At 58.7% G+C, this 1,323-nt stretch carries 1 protein-coding gene; it reads right to left on the bottom strand.

Annotated elements, in window-relative coordinates:
- Positions 1-175 precede the first annotated feature (175 nt).
- Complete coding sequence (locus tag EOA60_RS33225; RefSeq protein ID WP_127335684.1) at positions 176-877, bottom strand: response regulator transcription factor; 702 nt, start codon at positions 875-877, stop codon at positions 176-178.
- Positions 878-1,323: the final 446 nt, after the last annotated feature.

Here is a 1,323-nt window from a genome sequence, read left to right as displayed (position 1 = left end):
ATACGCGACGGGCGCTTCGCCGCGCCCGCCCGCCTGCCTCGCTCTGCGTCCACTGCCATCAACTAGCAGTCCCTGTCCGGTGAATGGTGCATGGCGAATGGAAAAATGGGGCGCTTAGATAGAGCCCAGTGGGCCGCTCGCACCATCCACCATTCACCATTGACTATTCACTATATCAAGCTTCCCGAAACCGGTACCCGACTCCGTAAAGGGTTTCGATCATCTCGAAGTCGTCATCGACGGCCTTGAACTTCTTGCGCAGCCGCTTGATATGGCTGTCGATGGTGCGGTCGTCGACATAGACCTGCTCATCATAGGCCGAGTCCATCAGCGCATCACGGCTTTTTACCACGCCGGGGCGCTGCGCAAGCGAATGCAGGATCAGGAACTCGGTTACCGTCAGCGTCACCGGCTCGCCCTTCCAGGTGCAGGTGTGCCGCTCCTGGTCCATCACCAGTTGGCCGCGCTCGAGCGAGCGCGCCTGCTGGCTGGGCGCCTTGGCGGCCGCCTCGCGGGCGCTGGTGCGGCGCAGCACCGCGCGCACCCGCTCGACGAGCAAGCGCTGCGAGAACGGTTTGCGGATGAAGTCGTCGGCCCCCATCTTGAGGCCGAACAATTCGTCGATCTCGTCGTCCTTCGAGGTCAGGAAGATCACCGGCAAGTCGGATTTTTGCCGCATCCGGCGCAACAGCTCCATGCCGTCCATGCGCGGCATCTTGATGTCGAGGATGGCGAGGTTGGGCGGCCGCGCCGCCAGGCCTTCGAGTGCCGACGCGCCGTCGGTGTAGGTTTCGACGCGGTAGCCCTCGGTTTCGAGCGCGATCGACACCGAAGTCAAAATATTTCGGTCGTCGTCGACAAGCGCGATTGTTGCCATTTCAAGCGGCTCCCTCATGAGCTGTCCCTTCTGTCGTCGAGAAAGGGCTTTTGCAGGACAAATTGGGTACAAAATGTGGCATGGGCCTTGTCCGAAGTCACGGGCGGCCTGCCGCTACACACGATCGCACCCATAACCGGATTGGACGAACGAAGCCTGCCAATCCTTTGGGCAACCTCTGTGATTTTTTGCACATATAAACGATTTAAACAACTTTCAAAATTTTTAAATCGATTAATGATTTGATATCATTCGCCTTTTCTGGTTCTGACCCTAATTAGTCCCTTGCGCGTTCCGGCAATGACCGGTCAGACGCGGCCAAAATCCGGAGAGGAAATTTGATGTCGGAAGCCGGCAAACGCAACCCCGACTGCGCCATTGACGCGATCGGCCTGAAGACCACGGGCACGGTGCGATATAATTTCGGCGCTGCCGAGCTCTATGAG

Source organism: Mesorhizobium sp. M1A.F.Ca.IN.020.06.1.1, from assembly GCF_004023265.1.
Taxonomy (GTDB): Bacteria; Pseudomonadota; Alphaproteobacteria; order Rhizobiales; family Rhizobiaceae; genus Mesorhizobium.
Note: the sequence above shows the minus strand (reverse complement) of the source record. Positions and strands in the feature narration are given on the sequence as shown.